The 21793-nt window shown below is 70.9% G+C and carries 16 protein-coding genes; 6 read left to right on the top strand and 10 right to left on the bottom strand.

Annotated elements, in window-relative coordinates:
* Window positions 1–41: 41 nt before the first annotated feature.
* A complete protein-coding gene (locus ACXJKJ_RS01145) occupies window positions 42–2864 on the bottom strand; it encodes a xanthine dehydrogenase family protein molybdopterin-binding subunit (protein ID WP_457388634.1) in 2823 nt (940 codons plus the stop codon).
* Window positions 2865–2946: 82 nt separating this feature from the next.
* The gene (locus tag ACXJKJ_RS01140; RefSeq protein ID WP_457388632.1) at window positions 2947–4248 is read right to left on the bottom strand and encodes a M20/M25/M40 family metallo-hydrolase; all 1302 of its coding nucleotides are present in this window, start codon (window positions 4246–4248) and stop codon (window positions 2947–2949) included.
* Between the two features lie 23 nt (window positions 4249–4271).
* On the opposite strand from ACXJKJ_RS01140, the gene ACXJKJ_RS01135 reads away from it, so the two are divergent.
* A complete protein-coding gene (locus tag ACXJKJ_RS01135; protein WP_457388630.1) occupies window positions 4272–5096 on the top strand; it encodes an alpha/beta hydrolase in 825 nt (274 codons plus the stop codon).
* On the opposite strand, the gene ACXJKJ_RS01130 is transcribed toward ACXJKJ_RS01135, so the two are convergent.
* From ACXJKJ_RS01130 to ACXJKJ_RS01100, 7 genes are all read right to left on the bottom strand, one after another.
* Window positions 5083–8175, bottom strand: coding sequence for a ligand-binding sensor domain-containing diguanylate cyclase (locus tag ACXJKJ_RS01130; RefSeq protein WP_457388628.1), 3093 nt, complete (start codon window positions 8173–8175; stop codon window positions 5083–5085). The genes ACXJKJ_RS01135 and ACXJKJ_RS01130 overlap by 14 nt on opposite strands.
* Window positions 8176–8300: 125 nt before the next feature.
* Window positions 8301–9134, bottom strand: a complete 834-nt coding sequence (locus ACXJKJ_RS01125) for a CPBP family intramembrane glutamic endopeptidase (protein WP_457319781.1) — start codon at window positions 9132–9134, stop codon at window positions 8301–8303.
* Window positions 9135–9262: 128 nt separating this feature from the next.
* The gene (locus ACXJKJ_RS01120; RefSeq protein ID WP_457388626.1) at window positions 9263–10009 is read right to left on the bottom strand and encodes an AAA family ATPase; all 747 of its coding nucleotides are present in this window, start codon (window positions 10007–10009) and stop codon (window positions 9263–9265) included.
* Window positions 10010–10015: 6 nt separating this feature from the next.
* Window positions 10016–10312, bottom strand: coding sequence for a hypothetical protein (locus ACXJKJ_RS01115; protein ID WP_457388624.1), 297 nt, complete (start codon window positions 10310–10312; stop codon window positions 10016–10018).
* A gap of 34 nt (window positions 10313–10346) precedes the next feature.
* The gene (locus tag ACXJKJ_RS01110) at window positions 10347–11030 is read right to left on the bottom strand and encodes an ABC transporter ATP-binding protein (protein WP_457388622.1); all 684 of its coding nucleotides are present in this window, start codon (window positions 11028–11030) and stop codon (window positions 10347–10349) included.
* A gap of 3 nt (window positions 11031–11033) precedes the next feature.
* Window positions 11034–12293: an efflux RND transporter periplasmic adaptor subunit gene (locus ACXJKJ_RS01105; RefSeq protein ID WP_457388621.1), complete on the bottom strand. Its 1260-nt coding sequence runs from the start codon at window positions 12291–12293 to the stop codon at window positions 11034–11036.
* A gap of 7 nt (window positions 12294–12300) precedes the next feature.
* Window positions 12301–14778, bottom strand: coding sequence for an FtsX-like permease family protein (locus tag ACXJKJ_RS01100; protein ID WP_457388619.1), 2478 nt, complete (start codon window positions 14776–14778; stop codon window positions 12301–12303).
* 152 nt (window positions 14779–14930) lie between these two features.
* Between ACXJKJ_RS01100 and ACXJKJ_RS01095 the strand changes: the two genes are divergently transcribed.
* The 4 genes from ACXJKJ_RS01095 (at window position 14931) to ACXJKJ_RS01080 (ending at window position 19650) form a co-directional block, all read left to right on the top strand.
* Window positions 14931–16223: a sigma-54-dependent transcriptional regulator gene (locus tag ACXJKJ_RS01095; RefSeq protein ID WP_457388617.1), complete on the top strand. Its 1293-nt coding sequence runs from the start codon at window positions 14931–14933 to the stop codon at window positions 16221–16223.
* Window positions 16213–17373, top strand: coding sequence for a sensor histidine kinase (locus tag ACXJKJ_RS01090; protein ID WP_457388615.1), 1161 nt, complete (start codon window positions 16213–16215; stop codon window positions 17371–17373). Before ACXJKJ_RS01095 ends, ACXJKJ_RS01090 begins: the two co-directional genes overlap by 11 nt.
* A 92-nt stretch (window positions 17374–17465) precedes the next feature.
* Window positions 17466–18704, top strand: a complete 1239-nt coding sequence (locus ACXJKJ_RS01085; protein WP_457388613.1) for a glycerophosphodiester phosphodiesterase — start codon at window positions 17466–17468, stop codon at window positions 18702–18704.
* Between the two features lie 226 nt (window positions 18705–18930).
* Entirely contained in the window at window positions 18931–19650 is a 720-nt protein-coding gene (locus tag ACXJKJ_RS01080; protein ID WP_457388611.1) for a response regulator, read from the top strand.
* A gap of 162 nt (window positions 19651–19812) precedes the next feature.
* Here the strand turns inward: ACXJKJ_RS01080 and ACXJKJ_RS01075 are convergent, their stop codons facing one another.
* Window positions 19813–20826 (bottom strand): hypothetical protein, encoded by a 1014-nt coding sequence (locus ACXJKJ_RS01075; RefSeq protein ID WP_457388609.1) that lies wholly within the window; start codon window positions 20824–20826, stop codon window positions 19813–19815.
* 185 nt (window positions 20827–21011) lie between these two features.
* On the opposite strand from ACXJKJ_RS01075, the gene ACXJKJ_RS01070 reads away from it, so the two are divergent.
* Window positions 21012–21785, top strand: coding sequence for a PEP-CTERM sorting domain-containing protein (locus tag ACXJKJ_RS01070; protein ID WP_457388607.1), 774 nt, complete (start codon window positions 21012–21014; stop codon window positions 21783–21785).
* Window positions 21786–21793 lie beyond the last annotated feature (8 nt).

Raw genomic sequence — 21793 nt, 5'->3', positions numbered from 1 at the left:
CGCGGGGGCGAAATCCCCGCTGGGCCTTGCCACAAAGCCGCTCATGACAAAGCCCTCTCAATGTCAGCGCCAGTAATCGGCAACGACCGAAACCGCTTCCCTGTCGCATGGGCGATCGCATTCCCGATCGCCGGCGCAATCGGACACAGCACCGCCTCCGCAATGCCCTTGGCCGTCGTCTCGGTGGTCGGCAGCGGCGTGATGCTCATGCGCGCCAAAGGCACGTCGGCGCTCAGGGCCACCTGATAACGGTCCAGGTTCCAGCGCCCGTCGCCCGCGCCGCCCGCCTCCAGCGGCAGGTCTTCCAGCAACGCATAGCCAATGCCCATCGCGATGCCGCCCTGGGCCTGGCCCAAGAGCAGGTCGGGTTGCAGCACCTTGCCGGCATCCACCAGCAACTGCACGTCGACGACACGCGGCGCAAAACTCTTGGGCCCGATCTCGACGGCGACCAGCACGCCCGACGGCGCATACAGGCTGCGACCGTAAAGCGCGGCCTCGGGCATGGGCGGGATGACGTTCTGGCGCAGCACCGGCGTCCAGCTCGCCTGGCCCGCGGCGCGCAGCGACAAGCCGTCGATGGGCAGCTGCAGCGGCGGCCCGGCCGGCACGGCGTAGGTGCCGACCACCCAGGACCCTTCGTAGAGCCCATGCACCATGGCAGCCGAGGTCAGGCCCATTTGGTGGACTTTGGTGGCCAGCGCACGCAGTGCCAAGGGCGCCAGGCCCGGCGCGGTGAGATGACTCTTCTCCCACTTCGTCTTGCCCTGGACCTGCACTAGCGGCACGCCCCAGAGCGCTGCCGCCGCCGGCAGCAGACCGGCCTGGAAGAGCACCTGGCTGGCCTGCTCCGTCACATGCACCTGGTGGAAGGCCGTCAGGCAGGCGCTGCTGGACATGGCAAAGCCGGCTGTCCAGTTCGGCTTGCTCCAGTCACCGCCGGCATAGGTGCTGACGTCCAGCGCATTGAAGCTGCCGACGTCGCCCATGACGATGTCATGCGCGTTGTGGCCCAGCCAGGCGGCCGTGCTGATCGCCAGCGTCGTCGCCGAGCCATTGCCCATGTCGACGCAGTTGGTGCGCACGGTCAGGCGCCCGATGCCGTCCATGGCCACCTCGGCCATGACGCCATCCTTGCCCGTGCCATAGGCCTGGTTGGCCAGCGCAAAGCCGACGCCGTAGCGGATGCCCTCGCGCGCCTTGCGGGCCTTCACCGCTTCGCGGTCGTGCCACAGCGCGTGCTCGCGCGAGCGGCGGCAGATCTCGCGCAGCGTCGTCGCCTGGGTCAACGGCGCGCCGGTGATGGTGCGGTCGCCTTCACGCAGCGCGTTGAGCTCGCGCAGCGCGATCGGGTCGCGCTTGAGCGCCACGGCCACCTCGTCCACCAGCGTCTCCACCGCGAAGCTGGCCTGCGGCCCGCCGAAGCCGCGCATGGAGCCGGCGACGACGCCCGTGCTGGGCTGGGCGATGGCATCGACATAGGCTTGGCGGATGTCGTAGCCGCTGAGGCCGCAATAAGCCGCCAGCATGGCGACGAACTGGCTGTAGTTGTTTTGCCCGCCCGACGGCAGCACCTGCTGGCTGCCGAAGGCGAGGAACTTGCCGGTCTTCGCGTCCACCGCGATGCGCTGGGTGATGTGGCTGGCCAGCTGCTTGAGGCCGCCCTGGAACTGCTCGTAGCGGTCCTGGGCGATGCGCACCGGCCCGTCGGCCAGGGCCGCGGTGACGGCCAGCAGCGGCGGGAAGGTGGACACGTCGCGACCACCAAAGCCGCCGCCGGGATAGCAGGAGTTCAGCACCACGGTCGCGACCTTGACGGGGCAGTCCTTGCTGAACAGCGCCAGGCTGTCGCCCGAGTCGCCGTTGGTGGCCTGGGTGCCGAGCACGAGGTTGAGCGTGCCGGTGCCGGAGCGGTCCAGCCAGGCCAGGCCCGCCTCGGGCTCCATGAACATCGGGTCCAGCACCTGGGTGCTGTAGCTGCCGCCGAGCTGCAGCACGGCGGAGCTGGGCGACTGCAGCGCGGCGTTGATGCGGCCGCGCAGCCGGCGGGCGGTGCTGTTGTAGGGCTGGGTCTTGGAGTCGGGCTGGTAGGGGTCGGACGCACAGCCCACCTGCACCTGCGAGAACGGCTCGATGCCCGCCGCCTCATAACGCGTCAGGTAGTTGACCGGGCTGTAGGCCATGACCCAGGGCTGGGCGGGAGGCGCGGCCAAGCCGCCGGTCTGCACGACGCCGGGCTGGAACTGCAATGCACGTTTGGCGCGGCGGTAGGTGTTGCCGTCGGCAAAGATCAGGATGGCCACGGGTTGGCCGTAGAACTGCGGCGCCGTACCCACCGGCACCAGCAGCTGGTAGACGCCATCGGCACCCGCGCTGGAGAAGGGCAGTTGAAGGTTCAGGGAGGCCAGGTCGCGCTGCGGCCCGGTGTAGCCGGGAAGAGGCGTCTGCGTGATGGTCAGGAGCGGCCGCGCATCGGCGGCGTCGAGGCGGGACAGGTCCAGGCCCGCGAAGGCGAGGCCGGGATCGGTCGCGCGCAGGATCATCGCCATGCGCTCGGTCTGCGGCCAGCCAGGCATGTCGACGGCGCGGAAGTCGCGGGCGTAGATCTTCTGACCCGTCACCTTGGCCAGGCCGTCGATGCGAAAACGCGCCTTGCCGGGGCCGCCGGACCAGTCGGGTGCGCCAGGCGGCGCGTGCGGTTGCACGGGTGTGCCTTCCGGCTGCGGCAGGGCGCCGGGGTTCTTCAGGGCTGGTGGCTTGAAGGCCAGGGCCAGCTCATGCACCAGCAGCGTCACTGCGGCTGCGCCGCTGCCAATGACGCGGCGCCGCGTCAGTTGGAATGGCCCGTTTGTGTTCTGCGACACGCTTGTCTCCCTTCCATGCGATGGGGGGAGTTTGGCGCCGCCAGCCGCCCTGTCTGGCGGGGGTTTTGCCTGAGTCGATGCCCTATCGAGTCAGTCGATAGATCAGCAAGGCCGCACGGATGGCACCACGCTCGATGGACGCGATCTCCAGCCACTCGTCCGGCGTGTGAGCGCCGCCACCCGCCGCACCGAGGCCGTCCAGGCTGTCGATCAGTGGCGCGACGAACTGCACATCGCCCGCGCCGCGCAGGCCGGGCGGGAAGGGCACGATGGCATTCAGGCCGGCGTCAGCGCTGGCTTGGGAATAGGCCTCCAGCACCTTCAGATTGCCCGGCGTGGGCGCCATCGGCGGGTAGCTCTCGTGGAAGCTGATCTTCGAGCGCGTGCCGGGCAGGGCCTGGTCGACGATGGCCTGCATGCGCTCGCGCGCCTTCGCACCCTGCTCGGCGGTCAGGTAGCGCAGGTCGCCGCGCACCTGGGCGTCGCGCGGGATGACATTGGTCTTGCCGAAGGCCTGGCCCTGGCTCTCGCCGTCATCCCATTTGGCGCTGGTGCCGGCCACGATCGTCGCGGCATTGAAGGTCAGGTCGGGCTCGATGAGCTGCTCGCGGAAGGCGTTCAGCACACGCGCCGCCTCGTAGACGGCGCCGTAGCCATCCTTGCCGAACACGCCTGCCGAATGGCCGGTGCGTGCCGTGACGTTGAGATGCCAGCCGCCCGAGGCACGCCGGCCGATGGTGGCGGCGTCGCGGCCCTGCTCGTCCTTGGTGGCGCCCTCGAAGGCCAGCGCAACGTCGCTCTGTTTGGCCGCATCGATCAAGGCGGCCCGCGCCACCTCGGCGGGGCTGCCGACGCGCTCCTCGTCGCCGGTGAAGACGGCCCGCACGGTGCGGCCATCCAGCGCGCCGGCGTCGTTCAGCGCCCGCAGCGCGAGCAGGATGATGACGTCGCCGCCCTTCATGTCGGACACGCCCTGGCCGCGCACCTTGCTGCCGTCGCTCTGCCAGGGCGGCACCGGGCTGTCCTTCTCGAAGACGGTGTCCAGGTGGCCGATCAGCAGCACGCGCTTGCCCTTGCCGCCACTGCGCTCGGCCACCAGATGGCCGGCGCGCTTCATCTCGGCTGGCATGTCGACCCAGTGCGCCTTGAAGCCGATGGCCTCGAAGGCCTTGGCGTAGACGGCGCCCACTTCGCGCACGCCGGTCGGGTTCAGCGTGCCGCTGTTGATGAGGCCGCTGCGCTCCAGCAGCTTCAGCGCGTCGGGTGTGTGGCGCTTCACGTTGGCGACGATCTGCTGCTCCTGGGCGTCGAGCCCGGCGGCCATCGCCGAGGACGTGACGAGCAGCAGGGCGAGGGCGGTTCGGATAGCGTGCGGGGTCTTCATGCCTTGAGTGTCCAACACCCACCATGCAACGCCGCCTGCTGCTGACCCTGCCCCTAATGAGCTGTCTGCCGGCATGGGCCGCCCCTTCGACGGCCTTGCCCAGCGTGCGGGTCCTGCCCGAGCCGCTGGCCATGCCGGGCCTCGCCCGCAGCCGCACCCTGCGGCTGTGCCTGCCGACCAGCTACGACAGCGAGCCCGAGCGTCGCTACCCGGTCATCTACATGCACGACGGCCAGAACCTGTTCGATGCGGCCACCGGCTTTGCCGGCGAATGGGGCGTGGACGAAACGATGGAGATCCTCGCCAAGGAGACCGGCTTCGAGGCCCTCGTCGTCGGTATCGACAACGGCGCCGAAAAGCGCAACAGCGAGATGGCGCCCTACGACCACAAGGAACTCGGCAAGGCCGAGGGCCCGGCCTATCTCGACTTCATCGTCAACACGGTCAAGCCCTTCATCGACAACGGCTGGCGCACGCTTCCCCGAAGCGAGCACACGGCGCTGATCGGCAGCTCGCTCGGCGGCCTCATCAGCCATGCGGCCCTGCTGAGCCATGGCGAGGTGTTCGGCCGCTATGGCCTGTTCAGCCCGTCCTACTGGGCGGCGCCCCAGCTCTTCGAAGCGACCGCTGCGGCCCGGCTGCCGGCCGACACGCGCATCCACCTCTACTGCGGCGGCCGGGAAGGCGGCAGCATGGCGGGGCAGACGCGCCAGATGCACAAGCGGCTGGCACGCCAGATGCCGTCCGAGCAGCTGAGCCTGCACATCGCCGCCGAGGCGGGCCACAACGAGGCGGCCTGGCGCGCCGAGCTGCCGGCGGCGCTGAAAACCCTGTTCAGGCTGGGCTGACGGCGTCGTCGACCGCGGCGCTGCGTGCGACCTGCAGCCGCTTCTCACCGCGCCAGGCGGCCAGGCCGTCGGGCGCCTCGCGCGGCGACAGGCCATTGGCGCGGATGGCGCCCATATAGCCGTCGCGACCCTGGGCCTTGGTGGCGTACAGCGCCGAATCGGCCAGGGCCAGGCAGGCGCGCCAGTCCCACAGCCGCGGGTGGCGCGGGTCGAGCGGGAAGGCGCAAAAGCCGACGGACACCGTCACGTGCACGGTCTCGCCGGGGCCGATCTCGAAGGGCTGGTCGCGCACCGCGGCGCAGACGCGCGCGGCCAGCTCGGCGGCATCGCGCCGCTCGGTCTCGCGGGCCAGCACCAGGATTTCCTCGCCGCCCCAGCGCACCAGGGAGTCGGTCTCGCGAAAAACCTGGCGCAGCCGCTCGGCCACCTGCACCAGCACCGCGTCGCCGGCCGCGTGGCCATGCACGTCGTTGACGCGCTTGAAATGATCCAGGTCCAGCAGCATCAGCAGCAGGTCGGCATCCGGGCCGGGACCTTCGCCCGCTCCTTCAATTCCGGGGGTCTCGAAGCGGCGCAGGCACAGGCGCAGGTCGTCGTCCAGGCGCAGCTCGAGGTAGCGGCGGTTGCGCAGGCCCGTCAGTGCATCGGTCAGGCTCAGCTCGCGCAGCTCGGCGGTGCGCTCGTCCACCAGGGCCTTGAGTTCGACCTCACGGCGGCGCAGCAGCCGCGTGCGCCAGCGCATCCAGGCCCAGATGGCGAGCAGGGCCAGCAGCCCGCCGCCGATGCGGGCCGACGTGGTCTCCCACCAGGCCGGCTCCAGCGTGATGGGCAGCTGCAGCTGCTCGGTGCCCCACAGGCTGTGGTGGGCCGTGGCACGCACCTGCAGCGTGTAGTGGCCTGGCCGCAGCGGCCCGAAGCTGGGGTTGCGGCCGCTGGCGTCGACCCGGGTCCAGTCGCTGTCCAGGCCCTCCAGGCGGTATTCGTAGCTCAGCCGTGACGGGTCGGCATAGTCCAGCGCCGCGAACTCGATGGACAGGCTGCGCTTGCCGGGCGGCAGTTTCAGCCCGTCCAGAGGATTGCGCGGCTGCTCCCAGGGCTGGCCGTTGACACGCAGGCCGCTGACCACCAGCGGCGGGCTGGTGCGCTGCGCCCGGTAGGCGTCAGGCAGCACGCGCAGCAGGCCTCGACTGCCGCCGAACAGCAGGCCGCCGCCGGGCAGCTCGGTGCTGGCAAAGAACCAGAAGCTGCCAAAGTTGGCGCCCTCGGCGCTGCCGAAGCTGTCCAGGCGGTCGGCCGCCGGGTCGTAGACATAGAGCTGGCTCCAGATACGGCCCTGCGCGTCCTCGTGCAGATTGCCGCCGAACACACCCTCCACGCCATGGCGCTCGCTGATGCGCTCGAAGCGCGCGCGGCCCTCGCCGTCCCAGCCCTTGAGGCGATGCAGGCCGCTGACCGGCGTGTCCACCCACAGCCGCCCGTCGCGCCCCCACAGCAGGCTCATGACGATGGGGCTGGCCRGGGACTCGGCGGGTGCCTGTGGCACCACCTCCAGGCCGCTCTGGCCAGCGGTTCTCTCGCGGAACAGGCCCTGCTGGCCGCCCACCCAGAGGCGCCCGTCCGGCGCGGCGCTCAGCACATAGACGCCACCGTGCAGCGGCCCGCTCAGCGGATGCACCCGCTCCAGCGCTGCGGCGCCATCGCCGGCGAGGCGGTACAGGCCCTCCTGCATGCCCAGCCAGATGCTGCCGTCGGCGCGCAGCAGCAGCTGTTGGGCACGGCCGCCGTCCAGCGCCCAGTCGCGCAACAGGCGGCCATCGGCGGCGCGGTGCTCCAGGCGGCCGGCCGCGGCCATCCACAGGCTGCCGTCGCCCGCCTCGGCCATGAGCTCGACGACGCTGCGCCGCTCGCGCGGCCATTCGCCCAGCGTCGCCAGGTCGCGGCCCGGGCGGCCGTCCAGGCGGGCGATGTGGCCGGTCTGCGTCGGTGCCAGCACCTCGCCGTTCTTCAGGGCCAGCACCGCGCGCACATCGGCCTCGGCCAGCGGGCTGTTCAGGTCGGCATCGGGGCCGCGCACGGCCAGGGCTGGGTGGGAGAGGTGGCGCTGCACACCCAGGCCATAGCCGCTGACCCACATCGCGCCGCTGCGGTCGCGCAGCAGGCCGCTGATGTCGTTGCCGGCCAGGCCCATCGCGCGGCGCGGGTCCTGGCGCAGCCTGGCCTCGACGGCGCCGCTGGCCGGGTTGACCCAGAACAGCCCGACCTTGCCGCCCACCCAGAGCCGCCCGTCCGGGCCTTCCGCCAGCGCATTGATGGGCATGTCCAGCGTCTGCACCCAGCGCACCTGGCCCTGCTCGACGACACCGAGGTGGCCGTCCTGCGTGCCCAGCCAGATGCGCCCGCCACGGTCCTCGGCCAGGGCCGGCACGGGCATGCCCTGTTCCAGGCCGGGCAGGGCCAGGTCCTCCCAGGCGCCGCGCGCGAAGCGGCTCAGGCCGCGCCAGTGGCCGGCCCAGACGACCCCGTCGGCGCCCACCTGCAGGGCCAGCACCCGCTTCTCGGCCTGGCCGTGCCAGTGCAGCTCGTGGGCCTCGAATCGCGTGGCCGCCGGGTCGTAACGGTACAGGCCCTGGCCCAGGGTGCCGACCCAGATGGCGCCGTCCGGCGCCGCCGCCAGCGCGCGGATGGGCGGCTGCGGGCCCGCGCCGCCCTGAGCACTGCCATGGCTTTCGACGCGGTCCTGTTCGGGGTCGTAGGCCACCAGGCCCTGGAACTCCGTGCCTATCCACATGCGCCCGTCGGCCGCTGGCGCCAGTGCCCGCACCCAGCCCAGGCTGCGCTTGGCCGTCGTGTCACCGGCCTGCTCGATGGGCCGCAGCCGGTAGCCGTCGTAGCGCGTCAGCCCCTTGCTCGTGGCGATCCACATGAACCCGGCCCGGTCCTGCGAGATCGCCGGCACCGAGTTCTGCGGCACTGTCACGCTGCGGAACTGCACCTCCAGCGGGCCCACGCCGGCGTCGGCGCGGGCCAGACCCGCCCCGAGCAGCATCAGGCCAAGCAGGCCTTGAATTAGGGGGTGCATGGGCCGGCATCCTAAAGGCGGCGATTGACGGCGCCGGCCTGCTGGGGTTACCGCGGACGGGGGAGATGTGCGGTGCTGTCGGCGATCGGCGACTTGACATGCCACAGTCGCGCGTAATGCCGCGGCTATGTCCACGCCAGCACGGCAGGCGGCCGGCGGTTCAGTGACCGCAGCAGCGCAACGCAGGCCAGCAGCGTGACGCCCACATAGACGGCCTGTGCCACCTCCCACTGGCCCAGGCTCCAGGCCTGCGGACCGCGCACGTCCAGTACTGCGGCGGCGCCGTCGGGCGACATCACCAGGTCGCGCGCCCAGTTCCAGCCTGCATGCACGCCGATGGCGGCCGGCACGCTGCGCCAGCGGATGAAGACCAGACCGAACAGCAAGGAACCGGCCGTCGTGCTGACCAGCGCAACCTGCCAGCTCCAGCCGGACAGCACATGAAAGACAGCCGCGACGAGCGCCACGATGATTTGCGCCGGCCAATGGCCGAGGCTGCGCAGCAGGCCGTCCAGGGCGTAGCCGCGCCAGGCCAGTTCCTCGCAGGCATTGGTCAGGAGGTGAAAGAGCAGGGCGCCACCGATAGAAGCCGGCAGCAGCGCCGCCTTCATCCGCCATTCAACGGGCAGCCACAGCGCCATGACAAGTGTCGCCGCGGCGAAAAGCAGCAGGCCCGCCACCAGTCCCAGGCCCAGGTGGCTGAAGGCACGGGCCGACACTGTGAGGCCAAGGTCGGCCAGCGACCGGCCCTCGCGGCGCATCAGGGCACGCGCAAGCGCGGCCAGCAACAGCGCGGTCGCCAGGCCGTACAACATCGGCCTGTGCGGACCGACCGGAAACGGCAGGCCCTGGTAGACGACGACCACGAGCGGGAAGGCGCACAGCAGAAAAGCCATGCTGCGCAGTGCCAGCCAACGGCGGGCTTGGGTTGTCAGCGCGGTGTCGGCAACGTGCGGCATCGGCCGCACTCTAATATCAACCCACCGCACTCACCGCATCCACCACCACCCTGCCATCCAGCAGCCGCAGCGTGCGCGAAGCCTGCGTTGGCGGGGCAGATGTGCAGTGCTGTCGACGATCGCCGGGCTTAACGCGCCAGCAGTTCGCCCAGCACGCGCTGCGGGTCGGCCATGAAGTCGCGCGTGACGCGGTAGTGCTCGGTGTCTTCGTAGGCCACGCGGCGCACGCCGTCCGGCGTGCACTGGTAGATCCAGGCGTCGGGATAGGCCATCAGCAGCGGCGAATGCGTGGCGATGATGAACTGGGAATTCGCCTTCACCAGTTCGTGAACGCGCGCCAGCGCGGCGAGCTGGCGTTGCGGCGACAGCGCCGCTTCGGGTTCGTCAAGCAGGTACAGGCCCCGGGCGCCAAAGCGCTCGTTGAGCAGCGCGAGAAAGGATTCGCCGTGTGACTGCTCGTGCAGCGACTTGCCGCCATAGCCGCTGATGATCGGTGAACCGCCCGGCCCCGCGTCCAGGTTCTCGATCTCGGTCGCGACGTTGAAGAAGCTCTCGGCGCGCAGGAAGAAGCCATCGCGCGGCGGCTTGTAGCCTTTGGCCACCCGCAAGTACTCATGCAGCTCGGAATGCGACACCCGCGTATCGAAGCGGAAGTTCTTGCTGCCGCCCTCGGCGTTGAAGCCCAACGATACGGCCAGCGCCTCCAGCAGCGTCGACTTGCCAGAGCCGTTCTCACCGACCAGGAAGGTGACCTTGGGATGCATCTCCAGGCGCTCCAGCGTGCGCACGGCGGGCAGGTTGAAGGGATAGCGGTCGAAGGAGTCCACCTTGTCGCGCTGCAGGGCGAGGTGGAAGACGAACTGGGTGGAGAGCATGGCCGTTCAGCCCTGGGCGCACAGCGTCTTGCGCCTGTAGGACAGGCAGCTCACTTCCGGGGCGTAGATGAGCAGCAGCAAGCCGATGGCCAGTGCCGGCAAGACAATGAAGAGCTTGGCCCAGCCGCGCAGGCGAAAGGCTTGCACGTCGCCGAGGAAGAAGGGGATCTCCTTCGCGAAGGCCAGCCACGCAGTTCCCGCCAGCCAGATGACGCTGAAAATGCGGATCTGCGCGATCGGGCCGCCGAAGATGCCGGCGGCCACCATGAGGGCAACGAGCAGGATGAGGCCAACGTACTTCATGGGGCTAGCCTAACCGCCCCGCCCAGGGGCGGGCTCAAGCCACGGCCGCTACCGCGTCCACCACCACCCGCCCATCCAGCAGCCTAAGCGTCCTCGACGCCTGCGCCGCATGCTCCAGCGAGTGGGTCACCATGACCAGCGTCGTGCCCTCGGCGTTGAGTTCGCGCAGCAGCCGCATGACCTCCGCGCCATGGGCGCTGTCGAGGTTGCCGGTGGGCTCGTCCGCCAGCAGCAACGCGGGCCTGGCGGCAATGGCACGGGCGATCGCCACACGCTGCTGCTGGCCGCCGCTCAATTGGCTGGGCCGGTGGCCGGCGCGATGGGCGATACCCAGGCGCTCCATAACCTCTGCGATGCGCTCGCGACGAGCGCGCGCGGGCAGTTCGCCGTATTCCAGCGCCAACGCGATGTTCTCGGCCACGCTCAGGTCGTCGATCAGGTTGAAGCTCTGGAACACGAAGCCGATGCGGCCGCGGCGCAGGGTGTTGAGCTGCTTCTCGCTCCAGCCTGCCACGTTGTGGCCGTCGAACCAGTACTCCCCGCCTGACGGCGCGTCGAGCAGGCCGAGGATGCCCAGCAGCGTGGACTTGCCGCAGCCCGACGGGCCGGTGATGGCGAGGTATTCACCGGCCTCGATGTCGAGATCGATGCGATCCAGCGCGGTGGTCTCGATGTCGCCGGTGTGGAAGGTCTTGGTGAGGTGGCGGAGTTTGAACATGGTTCAGTGAAGGTCCAGGGCGGAAGCACCGGTGAAGGCGCGGTAGGGGGAGACGACGACCTGCTCGCCGGGCCGCAGGCCGCCAAGCACTTCGACGACACCGTCGGCGCGCCGGCCCAGTTGCAGCGGGCGGCGCTGGGCATGACGGCCGTCCGAGTCGAGCACAAAGGCCCAGGCGCCGCCGGTGTCGGCATAGAAGCCGCCGTCGGGCAACAGCAGCGCGTCCTGCGCCTGGCCCAGCGTCAGGCGCACGTCCAGACCCTGGCCGACCTGCAGCGCGGGCGGCTCGGCGTCGAAGGCCAGCTCGACGGTGAAGCGGCCGTCCTTGACCTGCGGGTCGATGCGCGCGACGTGCAGCGCATGGCTGCGGCCTTCGTGGGCCAGCGCGCCGGCCAGGCCTTCGTGCACGCGGCCGAGGTGGAATTCGTCCAGCCGCAGGTCGAGCTTGAAGCGGCCCAGGCTGTCCAGTCGCGCGATGCGAGTGCCGGCGCGCACGCTTTCGCCCACCTGTAACGCCAGGCCCGTCACGCGGCCGGCCACCGGTGCGCGCACGGCCAGGCCCTCGCTGGCGGCGCGCATGGCGGTGAGGCGCTGGTCCAGGTCGGTGACGGCGCGCTGCATGGCCTGCACGGACTGCTCGCGGGTGCGCAGCTCCTCGCGGCCGTCGGCCTGCAGTTGCGTGAGCAGGCGCTGGGCCATGGCCAGTTTGTCGGCCGAGTCCTCGAGCGCCGACGGCGACAGGAAGCCCTGCGCGGCCAGGCCGACGTTGCGCTGGTGCAGGCGGCGCACGCGCTCCAGCTCGAACTCGCCTTGCGTCAGCTCGCGGCGCTGCGCGGCTTTCGCCTGGGCCAGCCCGGCGCGGAAGGTGGCAAGGTTGGCCAGCTGCTGCGCCGCCTCGCTGGAGCGCGCCATCAGCTCCTGGGCGCGCTGGGTGCTGCTCAGCACGACGAGCAGCTGTCCGGCCGCGACGCTGGCGCCATCCTTCACCAGCACCTGCTCGACGCGGCCATCCTCGGTGGCGTCCAGCAGCACCGACTGCAGCGGCTGCACGGCGGCGCGGCCGACGACGAGGTCGCGAAAGGGGCCGGTTTTCACGGCGGCAATTTCCACGTCGGCGCGCGCCACCGCCACACCGCGCGGCCAGTAGCGCACCAGCAGCAAGGCCGCGGCAAGCGCAGCCAGGACCGCCAGCACGATCAGGCCGTAGCGCCTGGGCACCGCGACGCGGCGGTCCATGGCGGCGCCGGAGAGCGCGGCACTCATTGGCGCGTCAGCCACGCAGCGCCTGGAGTGGCCGCAGCGCCAGCGCCGCATGCAGGTGCCGCGCCACGGCCAGCGTCGTCACCACGGTCAGCAGCGCGACGGCGGCCAGCAGCGCCCACAGCGAGAACGGTCCCACCGGCGCGCGCTCGACGAAGCCGCTCAGGTAGAGCTGCGACAGCCAGGCCGCCAGCGGCAGCGCCACGGCGCAGGCGGCGGCCAGCACGCCGACGAACTCGGCGGCCAGCAATCCCGCTACTGCACCGGGGCCGGCACCGTGCAGCTTGCGCAGCACGATCTCGCGCTCGCGGCGGCGCAGCGTGTAGGCGGCCAGGGCGTAGATGCCCACGGCGGCCAGCGCCAGGGCCAGCAAACCCGCGAAGCCGATGAGCCGGCCCAGGCGGGTGTCCTCTGCGACCTTCTGCAGCAGCATGTCGCGCATTGGCAGGGCCTCGATGAACGAGTCGGGAAAGCGTTCGTTGAGCAGTGCCGTGAGCTTGCGACGTGTGGCCTGCGGGTCACGGCTGTGCACGCCGATGGCGCCCGCGCCGCGCGTCGCTACGGCCGAGATGGCGTGCGGCTGCGGCGGGCTGCGCGGGCCTTCCAGGCGGATGTCTTCGATGACGGCGACGACGGTGGCGGGCTTGCCATCGTGGAAGTTGGGGGACACCCCCAACGTCTGTCCGATCGCCTCCTCGGGGCTGGCAAAACCGAGTGCGCGCACGGCGCTGCGGTCCAGCACGAGGCCGTTCTGCGCCACCTCCGCGACATGGTCGGCCGACAGCCGGCCGGCGATGACCCGCATGCCATAGACCTGCAGATAGCAAGGGGTGAAGCCGACGCCGGTGCGCAGGTTCATGGGCGGGGCGCCTGGGCGGTTGAACTCGGAGAACCAGCTCGAAAAATCCCGCCCCGGCACGTCGTCGGCGGCGGCCACGGTGACGACCTCGGGCCAGCGGCGGACTTCCTCGAGCACCGCCATCGTCTGCGCCGGCTGCGCTTCCCAGGGCAGGTCGACGGCGACGCGGTCCTGCAGCTCGAAACCACGCGGCATGCCGCCGGCATGCTCGGCCTGCCACAGCACGGTGAGCGCCAGCGACGCGAACAGCGCGGCGGCGCCGAACTGCAGCGCCGTCATGAGCCGGCGCAGCCAGCGGCTGGCCGCGCCCTCGCTGTGGCTGCGGCCGGCCAGCGACTCTGCCGGCCGCACACGCAGCGCGATGGCCGCCAGCGGCAGCGAGCTCAGCCCTGCAATGCCCAGGCACAGCAGGCCCGTCAACGCCGCCATGACGGGCGACAGCACCGGCGCGTCGAAGGGATGCTGCAGCAGCACCGACGCCGTGGGCGAAGCCCACCAGGCCAGCAGCACTCCGAGCGCGCCGGCCAGGCCCGCGACAACGGCCGCCTCGGCAAAGAACTGCACGGCCAGCTGGCCGGCGCCCGCGCCCAGGGACTTGCGCAGGCCGATCTCGCGCTGTCGCCTGAGCGTGCGCACGCTCCACAGGTTGACGAAGTTGATGACGGCCAGGCCCAGCACGCCGGCCGATGCAGCGGCCAGGCCGGCCAGCTGCTGGCGCCGCTGTGGGCTGCCGGCGCCGTGCAGGCCGATATCGGCCACGGGCAGGGCGCGCAGATAGGCCGGCTTGCCGCCCCCCTTGAGGAAGTCCATCGGAAAGCCCGGTGGCAGGGGTTGCCGGTCGACCAGGCGCTGCGCCAGGCCGGTGAGCTGCTCGGCCGTGGCGCCAGGTTGCAGGCGGGCGAACAGCCGGCCGGAGTTCTGGTACCAGTTGTCCGAGCGCGCCAGGTAGGCCTTGGCGGCCGGTGCCTGGAAGCCGGCGATGGCGTCGTAGATCAGCGGGCCGTTCATGTTGGGCGTGGGCAGCACCGCCTTGACGGTCAGCGCGAACTGCATGGCCGGCGTGTGCCCCTCGGGGTCGGGCGGCAAGGACAGGGTGAAGGTGCGGCCGAGGACCTGCGCGGTGCCGAAGAGCCGCTCCGCGGCGACTTCCGTCAGCGCAATGCCTTCGGGCGACGACATCGCGGCCTTCAGGTCGCCGGCGACCGGCTGCAAGCCCAGCAGCGTCTGCAGGTCGGGATCGGCCATGGCGATGACCAGCCGCACGCCACGGGGCTGGCCCTGCGCCTCGCTGGCGCGCGCGTGCAAAAAGGTGTAGAGCACGCGGCTCATCGGCCCCACCGGCGCGCCGGTGTCGCGCAAGGCGGCGTTCAGCGGCACGGCCGGCACGTCGCCGAACCAGTCGGTCGTGATGCCGCCGGGCCCGCGCACCCGCCACTCGAAGGTGATGAGCCGGTCGGGCTCGGGCATGCGGGCATCGGGCCACAGCGTGTCCTGCAGGAAGCTGGCGGTCAGCAGCGTCAGCGCCAGGCCCAGCGCGAGGCCGGCGATGACGAGGGCGGCCGGGCCGGGTTCGGCACGCAGTTGCCGCCAGGCGCCGCGCCAGGCGGTGGAGGTGGGGAGCTGGGTCATGGCCCGGTTTTGCAAGAGGCGGGCCAGGAGCGTTCTCCCAGGCCAACGTGGCCTGAAGGCATGGCGACCGTCCGCAAGCGGACACCTCGACTGTCCGCTTCCGAACACCACCTTCCCCGCAGCCCCGGCCCCGCTTAGAGTCGCGCCCTCTCATGCCCGGCATCCTCATCCTCGACGACGACCCCGACGTGGCCCTGGCCGCGCGGCTTGCGCTGCGCAGGCTGAGCGCGGTGGCCGTGCGCAACGACCCGCGCGAGCTGGCCGCCGCACTGGACGAGATGGCGCCCGACGTGCTGCTGCTGGACATGAACTTCACACCCGGCGCCAGCGATGGCGTGGCCGGCCTGGCGCTGCTGCGTGAGGTGGTGGCGCGCCGCAACGCGCCGGCGGTGGTCGTCATGACCGCCTATGCCGAGGTGGAACTGGCCGTGCAGGCGCTCAAGAGCGGCGCGGTGGACTTCATCACCAAGCCCTGGGCGAACGACAGGCTGGTGGCCTGCGTGCAGGCGGCGCTGGCCCGACGTGCTCCCGCGCCTGCCGCGGGCGAGCTGCTGGGTGAGTCGACGGCGATGCAATCCCTGCGCTCGCAGATCGCGCAAGTCGGCGCCAGCGAAGCCAGCGTGCTCATCCTGGGCGAGAACGGCGTCGGCAAGGAGCTGGTGGCGCGCGCACTGCATAGCGCCTCGCCGCGTGCGGCCGGGCCGCTACTGGCCGTGGACATGGGCTCGCTGCCCGAGGCGCTGGTGGAGAGTGAACTCTTCGGCCACCGCCGCGGCAGCTTCACGGACGCCCGCGAGTCACGGCCCGGGCGCTTCGTCGCAGCGGCCGGTGGCACGTTGTTTCTCGACGAGATCGGCAACCTGCCACTGGCCCAACAGGCCAAGCTGCTGGCCGCGCTGGAGCGCCGCGAGGTGACGCCACTGGGCAGCGACAAGCCGGTGCCGGTCGATGTGCGTGTGCTGGCCGCCACCAATGTGGCCGAGGCCGAGCTGTTCGACGCGCGGCGCTTCCGGCCCGACCTGCTGTACCGCCTCAACACCGTGGTGCTGCGCGTGCCGCCGCTGCGCGAGCGCGGTGCCGGCGACATCGCGCTGCTGCTGCGCCACTACCTCGCGCAGTTCGCCAAGGAGCGCACCGTCGAGGTGACACCGGACGCCCTGGCCAGGCTCTGTGCCTACCGCTGGCCTGGCAATGTGCGCGAGCTGCGCCAGGCCTGCGAGCGCGCGACGCTGCTGGCACGCGGGCAGGTGCTCGCGTGGGACGACTTCGGCCTCAACGCCGCGCCGCTTGCGCCTGCCGAGCAGGGGTTGGACCTGGCCCAGCGCGAGCGCGAGGCCGTGCAGGCGGCGCTGGCACAGGCCGACGGCAATATCAGCCAGGCGGCCAAGCTGTTGGGCGTCAGCCGCGCGGCCTTGTATCGACGGCTTGAGAAGCATGGGCTTTGAACGAACCCGTGTCGTGGTGGCTGCGATGGGGCTGGCAGCAAGCGCGGCGGGCGCCGCCGCTTCAATGGACGCCCCGCGCCTGCTCGTCGCCTGCGCGCTGACCGGCTGCCTCGCTGCTGCCATTGGGTGGACTGCACTGAGTCGCCTTGCCTACCGGCCGACGCCGCTCCCACCCGACCCACCGCCCGCACCGCGCCCGGACCTGGATGCCGCACTCGAACACGCCCCGCTCGCGCTGTGGCGCCTCATGGCCGGTACACCGCCTCTCGCGCTGAACGCCGCCGCGCGCCGGCTCATCGCCCCGGGCCGCGCCGCCGAACCTGCGGCGCTGCTTGCTCTGCTGGACACCGGCCCCGGCCGGCGCGTCGTCACCCTGCCCACCGAGCATGGCCAGGAGCGCGCCGTGCTGGCCGTGTCGGCGCTGACCGTGCAAGGCCAGGCCTGGCGGCTGGCGGCACTGGCACCCATCGAGTCCGAGCTGGAGACCGAGACGCTGGCCGCCTGGCGCCAGCTGGTGCAGGTGCTGACCCACGAGATCATGAATTCGCTGACGCCGATCGCGTCGCTCGCCACCAGCGCGCCGGCCCTGCTGGACGCCGGCGAGCACGACGAGCTGCAGGCGGCGCTGGCGACGCTGGCGCGGCGGGCGGCGCATCTGCAGGCCTTTGTCGAGCGCTACCGCAGCGTCAGCCAGCCGCCCGCGCCAACGCTGGCCGACACGCCGCTGCTGCCCTTGCTGCAGGCGGTGCAGCGGCTGTTGGCGCCGGCCTGGGAAGTGGCCGGCGGCGCGGTCAGGATCGTGGTCGAACCCGAAAGCCTGGCCCTGCGCACGGATGCGGCGCAGCTGGAACAGGTGCTGATCAACCTGGCGCAGAACGCGCTACAGGCGTGCGCCGGCCATTCCAAGCCGGAGCTGCTGATCGAAGCGCGCCTGAGCCGCGGCGCGCGCTTGCGCCTGACGGTGGCCGACAACGGCCCGGGTGTGGCACAGGGGCTGGAGAGCCGCATCTTCACGCCCTTCTTCACGACGCGCGAAGGCGGCAGCGGCGTGGGCCTGGCAGTCGTGCGCCAGCTGGTGCATGGCCTGGGCGGCTCGGTGCGCCACGCCAAACGGCCGGGTGGCGGCGCCTGCTTCGTCTTGACGTTTTGATGCAGTTGCAGCGGAGCTAGGGGGTTCCAGGTTCACGGCCTCGTCACCGCCGCCGCCTACCCTGCGGCGCTCGGTCACCCAGGAGCCATCCGATGTTCAAACCCCTTCGCTGGGCCGGCCTGTGCCTGCTCACCCTCGTCTCGCTGAGCTCGTCACTCAGCGCTACCGCCCATGACCGCGGCCGCGCCGAGAACGCACCCCTGGTCATCGGCCACCGCGGCGGCGCCACCGGCTATCTGCCCGACCACACGCTGGAGAACTACGCGTTGGGCATCGCCATGGGCGCCGACTATGTCGAGCCTGATCTTGTCGCGACCAAGGACGGCCATTTGATCGTCCGCCACGAGCCCAACCTGATCGCGACGACCAACGTCGCCTCGCTGCCGCAGTTCGCCTCGCGCAAGCGCACCGCCGTCATCGATGGCGCGACCGAGACGGGCTTCTTCGCCAGCGACTTCACGCTGGCCGAGATCAAGACGCTGCGCGCCATCCAGCCGCTGGCCGACCGCGACCCATCCTTCAACGGCCAGTTCGAGATCCCGACGCTGGAGGAGGTCATCGCCTTCGTGAAGCGCAAGTCGGCCGAGGAAGGGCGGCGCATCGGCATCTACCCGGAAACCAAGCACCCGACCTATCACCAGAGCCTCGGCCTGGCCCTGGAAGACCGCCTGCTGCGCGTGCTGACCAAAGCTGGCTGGAACCATCGCAGCGCGCCGGTCATCGTGCAGTCCTTCGAGACGGCCAACCTGAAATACCTGCGCAGCAAGTCCAGCCTGCGCCTGGTGCAGCTGGTGGATGCCGACGACGTCAATGCCGACGGCAGCCTGGCCTTCAACAAGCCCTATGACAAGCCTTACGACTGGGTCGTGTCCGGCCGCGCCGGCCTGTTCAAGGACCTGCTGACGCCAGCCGGCCTGGCCGAGGTGAAGACCTATGCCGATGGCATCGGCCCGTGGAAGGTCTATCTGCTGTCCAGCGCCTGCAAGACGGTGGCCGCGGGCGGTGGCTGTGCCGACAGCAACGGCGACGGCCTGGTCGACGAGCGCGACCGCAAGCTGCTGCCCGCCAGCGACATCGTCGCCAACGCGCACAAGCTCGGCCTGGTGGTGCACCCCTACACCTTCCGCAGCGAACAAAAGCGCCTGGCCAGCGACTACCAGGGCAGCCCGGTCAACGAATACCTGGCCTTCTACGAGCTGGGCGTGGACGGCGTGTTCGCCGACTTTGCCGACTCGGCCTTCGCGGCTCGGGCGATGTTCCTGCTGAAGAACGACGCCGGCTACGCCCGCTGCCTCGTGAACGGCCGGGGCTGCGTCTCCAGCCGGGATTGAGGTACGGAACGCGGACCGGCGCCGGGCCGCTCCCAAGCCGGCCCGCAGGCGATGTGCTTGCGGCTCAATGCCGCAAGCATCGCCGTCCCCTCGGGGGACCGACTGGGTTTGCCCGCGTTCAGCGCGCAAAACCGGGCGAGGGGTGCACTCTTACCGGCTTTCCTCGGTGGTGTGACCGTGTGGCGGGTGTTAGGCTGCCCGCTGTTACACCCCGGGGATGGAGTCGATGTTTCACGAGCTGCAGGAGTTGCTGGGCGCCTATCTGATGCCGGTATTGATCGCGATACCGCTGGCCATCATCGTGCTCATCGCCGCCTTCAAGCGTGACGACTACCGTCCGCCGCGCGAATACACGCCGCCGCCACGCCCGCCGCAAGGGGGCCAGCGCGCCAACGCGCCTGTGGTGTTGCCGCCGCTGCCTGGCTCAGCCACTGCTGGCCCGTCGATGGCCAGCGCCTTCGTCACGGCGCCTACGCCGATGCAGCCGCCGGCCGCCCCCGCGCCCGTGGTGCCGGAGGGGCCACCCACCGTGCTGATCGCTGATGACTCGGCCGTCGTGCGCACCAAGCTCAAGCGCCTGCTGGAAGGTGCGGGCTTCGTGGTCGTCCAGGTCAACGACGGCAACGAGGCCATGGCACAACTGGACGAGAAGCCCGAGATCGCCGTGTTGATCACCGACCTCGAGATGCCCAACAAGGACGGTTTCGAGCTGATCGCCGACGTGCATGGCAGCCTGATCACCGAAGACCTGCCCGTCATCGCCATCACCGGCCACGACGAGCTGCACGGCCGCGTCGGCCAGATCGAGGGCGTCTACGGCATCTTCAAGAAGCCCTGGAACGACCGCGAACTGCTCAAGCGCGTGGAGTCGCTGGTGCACCTGCGCAGCGCCGCCAGCAAGCGCGGCCGCCGCGTCAGCGACCTGCGCGCACCGCCGAACGCGTAAACGAAGCCCCTCGTCCAGTCGCGCCCTGCTGAACGCGGGCGCGCCTGACCGGTCCCCCGAGGGGACGGCGATGCTTGCGGCATGGAGCCGCAAGCACATCGCCATACGCGGGCCGGCTAGGGAGCGGCCCGGCGCTCGGCCCGCAAGAGAGGGGACCTCCGTTCAAGCCGGCCTGAAGCTCCACTTCATCTTGATCTCCGCCTGACCGGTGCCGGCCGGCAGGCGCGCCTGATCCTGGCCCTCTGAACTGAGCTGCACGAGACGCTGCTGCAGCCAGGGCTGGGCCTCGCGCCATTGCAGGCCGATGCGGCCCTCGTGGCGCTGCTTGCGGCGATTGGCCTCCTCGCGGGTCTGCACGCCCTGCACATCCTGCGGCACCAGGCCCAGCGCCGTCCAGACCCGGCCGTTGCGGGTGTCCAGCACGGCCTGCAGCGTCGGGCAGGGCGCATCGTCACGGCGAGTCTCGCTGCCCTGGGCCGTCTCGGTGAAGGGGACAACGCCCTGCACATCGTTGAAGCGCCCCTGCACGCGCTCGTCCAGCTTGGCGCTCAACTGCAGGTTGCAGGCCATCGGTCCGGTGAACAGCAAGTAAGGCGTGGCCGGGCCGCCGTCCTCGGGTGCATCGGCACCGCCACCGGCGGCGCGGCGTGCGTCGGCGCGGCAGGCGTCGCGGGCCTTGCCGGCGGGCTGGCGCTCGCAGGCGGCCACCGCCTGGCCATAGCCCTGCATGACGCCCTGGCTGCCGCGGTTGACGCCGGGCATCGCACCCGCGCTCAAGGCCGACGCCTCGCGCATCAGGCAGGCGCTGTCCTGCCCGCAGCGTGCCTGCAGCGCCTGCGCCTTGGCTTGCATGGCACGCCAGTCGGGCATAGGCGCGGCGGGGGCAGCCGCGGCCACGCGCTGGGCGGCCTCGGCCTGGCGGCGGTGATCTTCGGGGTCCAGCGGGTTGTAGGGGATGGGCGTGCCGTCGCTCTGCAACAGGGCGCTGAACTGCCAGCGCTGGCTCAGCGTCTGCTCGCCGCGGTCCGCGCCGGCCTGCACGGGGCCCTGGCGCAGCAGTTCGACGTCGAGCACGAGGCGGCGCTGCTGAGCGGTTTGCGCTTGCGTGGTGTCGGCCAGCAGGCTGAAGGCGGCGAGGGCGAGCAGCAGCCTCGGGGCGGTGGGATGTGAAGGCATGGGGAAGAACTCCGGCAGGGATGTGGTGGCCGGCATCGTCGGCCGCAGGCGCCAGCGGCGCATCACCCATGGGGAGCCATGGATTTATGACAGCGCCATGGCTCTCACGTGGCTCTTCGCGGGCGATGCGCCGGGAGGGCCTGAAAAACACACTTCGGGCCGTCAACAACCCTGCCATCACCGCCATGAAACTGCTCCTGACCCCCTTCTTGCTGGCTTCGGCCGTGCTGACCGCGAATGCGGCGGCCGGTCAGCCTTTCGCCACTTCCGGTGTTCACGCCAGCGCGGGCGGCCAGACCGCCGGCGGTGCCGGCCAGTCGCACGTCAGCAACAGCTTTGCCAACGTGAACGTGCAGGCTTCCGCCGAGGCGTCGCTGAACACGGGCAGCCTGCATGCCCTGGCCTGGTCCAGCAACAACCCGACGCTGCCCAAGGGCTGCCGGCCCGACATGCTGTCGTGCAACTGGGGCACCAGCGCCGACGCCTGGTTCTACGACAAGATCACGCTGCAGGCCGACGAGAGCCATGACCCGGGCGACCCGGTCAGCTGGAGCTGGTCGGTCGAGGGCGAGACCAAACGCGGCAAATGGTGGAGCGGCTCCTCGGCCACCAGTCGCTTCTATGTCGGTACCAACCCCGAGGGCTGGCGCAACGCCATCACGCTCGACGCCAAGAACAGTTCACGCGAGATCAGCAGCACCTTCCTGGTGCCGGCGCATGGCCAATCGCTGGTGGTCTACATCTATGGCTCGCTGTCCGTGTTCGCCGAAGGCGGCGCGGTGGCAGACTTCTCGCACACCGCCCGCTTCAACTGGGACCTGCCCATGGGCGTCACGGCCACGTCGGCCTCGGGCCATTTCATGACCGCGGCCGTGCCGGAGCCGTCCACCTACGGCCTGATGCTGGCCGGCCTGGCCGTGCTGCCCTGGGCCCGGCGGCGGCTGGCAAGGTGCGGCTGAAGGTCGCC

It is taken from the genome of Roseateles sp. P5_E1 (assembly GCF_054049335.1).
Note: the sequence above shows the minus strand (reverse complement) of the source record. Positions and strands in the feature narration are given on the sequence as shown.

Coding starts and splice junctions, on each gene's coding strand:
- ACXJKJ_RS01070 (WP_457388607.1), top strand. CDS start 21,012: ATGAAACTGCTCCTGACCCCCTTCTTGCTGGCTTCGGCCGTGCTGACC.
- ACXJKJ_RS01140 (WP_457388632.1), bottom strand. CDS start 4,248: ATGAAGACCCCGCACGCTATCCGAACCGCCCTCGCCCTGCTGCTCGTC.
- ACXJKJ_RS01120 (WP_457388626.1), bottom strand. CDS start 10,009: ATGCTCTCCACCCAGTTCGTCTTCCACCTCGCCCTGCAGCGCGACAAG.
- ACXJKJ_RS01085 (WP_457388613.1), top strand. CDS start 17,466: ATGTTCAAACCCCTTCGCTGGGCCGGCCTGTGCCTGCTCACCCTCGTC.
- ACXJKJ_RS01090 (WP_457388615.1), top strand. CDS start 16,213: ATGGGCTTTGAACGAACCCGTGTCGTGGTGGCTGCGATGGGGCTGGCA.
- ACXJKJ_RS01125 (WP_457319781.1), bottom strand. CDS start 9,134: ATGCCGCACGTTGCCGACACCGCGCTGACAACCCAAGCCCGCCGTTGG.
- ACXJKJ_RS01110 (WP_457388622.1), bottom strand. CDS start 11,030: ATGTTCAAACTCCGCCACCTCACCAAGACCTTCCACACCGGCGACATC.
- ACXJKJ_RS01100 (WP_457388619.1), bottom strand. CDS start 14,778: ATGACCCAGCTCCCCACCTCCACCGCCTGGCGCGGCGCCTGGCGGCAA.
- ACXJKJ_RS01105 (WP_457388621.1), bottom strand. CDS start 12,293: ATGAGTGCCGCGCTCTCCGGCGCCGCCATGGACCGCCGCGTCGCGGTG.
- ACXJKJ_RS01095 (WP_457388617.1), top strand. CDS start 14,931: ATGCCCGGCATCCTCATCCTCGACGACGACCCCGACGTGGCCCTGGCC.
- ACXJKJ_RS01135 (WP_457388630.1), top strand. CDS start 4,272: ATGCAACGCCGCCTGCTGCTGACCCTGCCCCTAATGAGCTGTCTGCCG.
- ACXJKJ_RS01115 (WP_457388624.1), bottom strand. CDS start 10,312: ATGAAGTACGTTGGCCTCATCCTGCTCGTTGCCCTCATGGTGGCCGCC.
- ACXJKJ_RS01080 (WP_457388611.1), top strand. CDS start 18,931: ATGTTTCACGAGCTGCAGGAGTTGCTGGGCGCCTATCTGATGCCGGTA.
- ACXJKJ_RS01075 (WP_457388609.1), bottom strand. CDS start 20,826: ATGCCTTCACATCCCACCGCCCCGAGGCTGCTGCTCGCCCTCGCCGCC.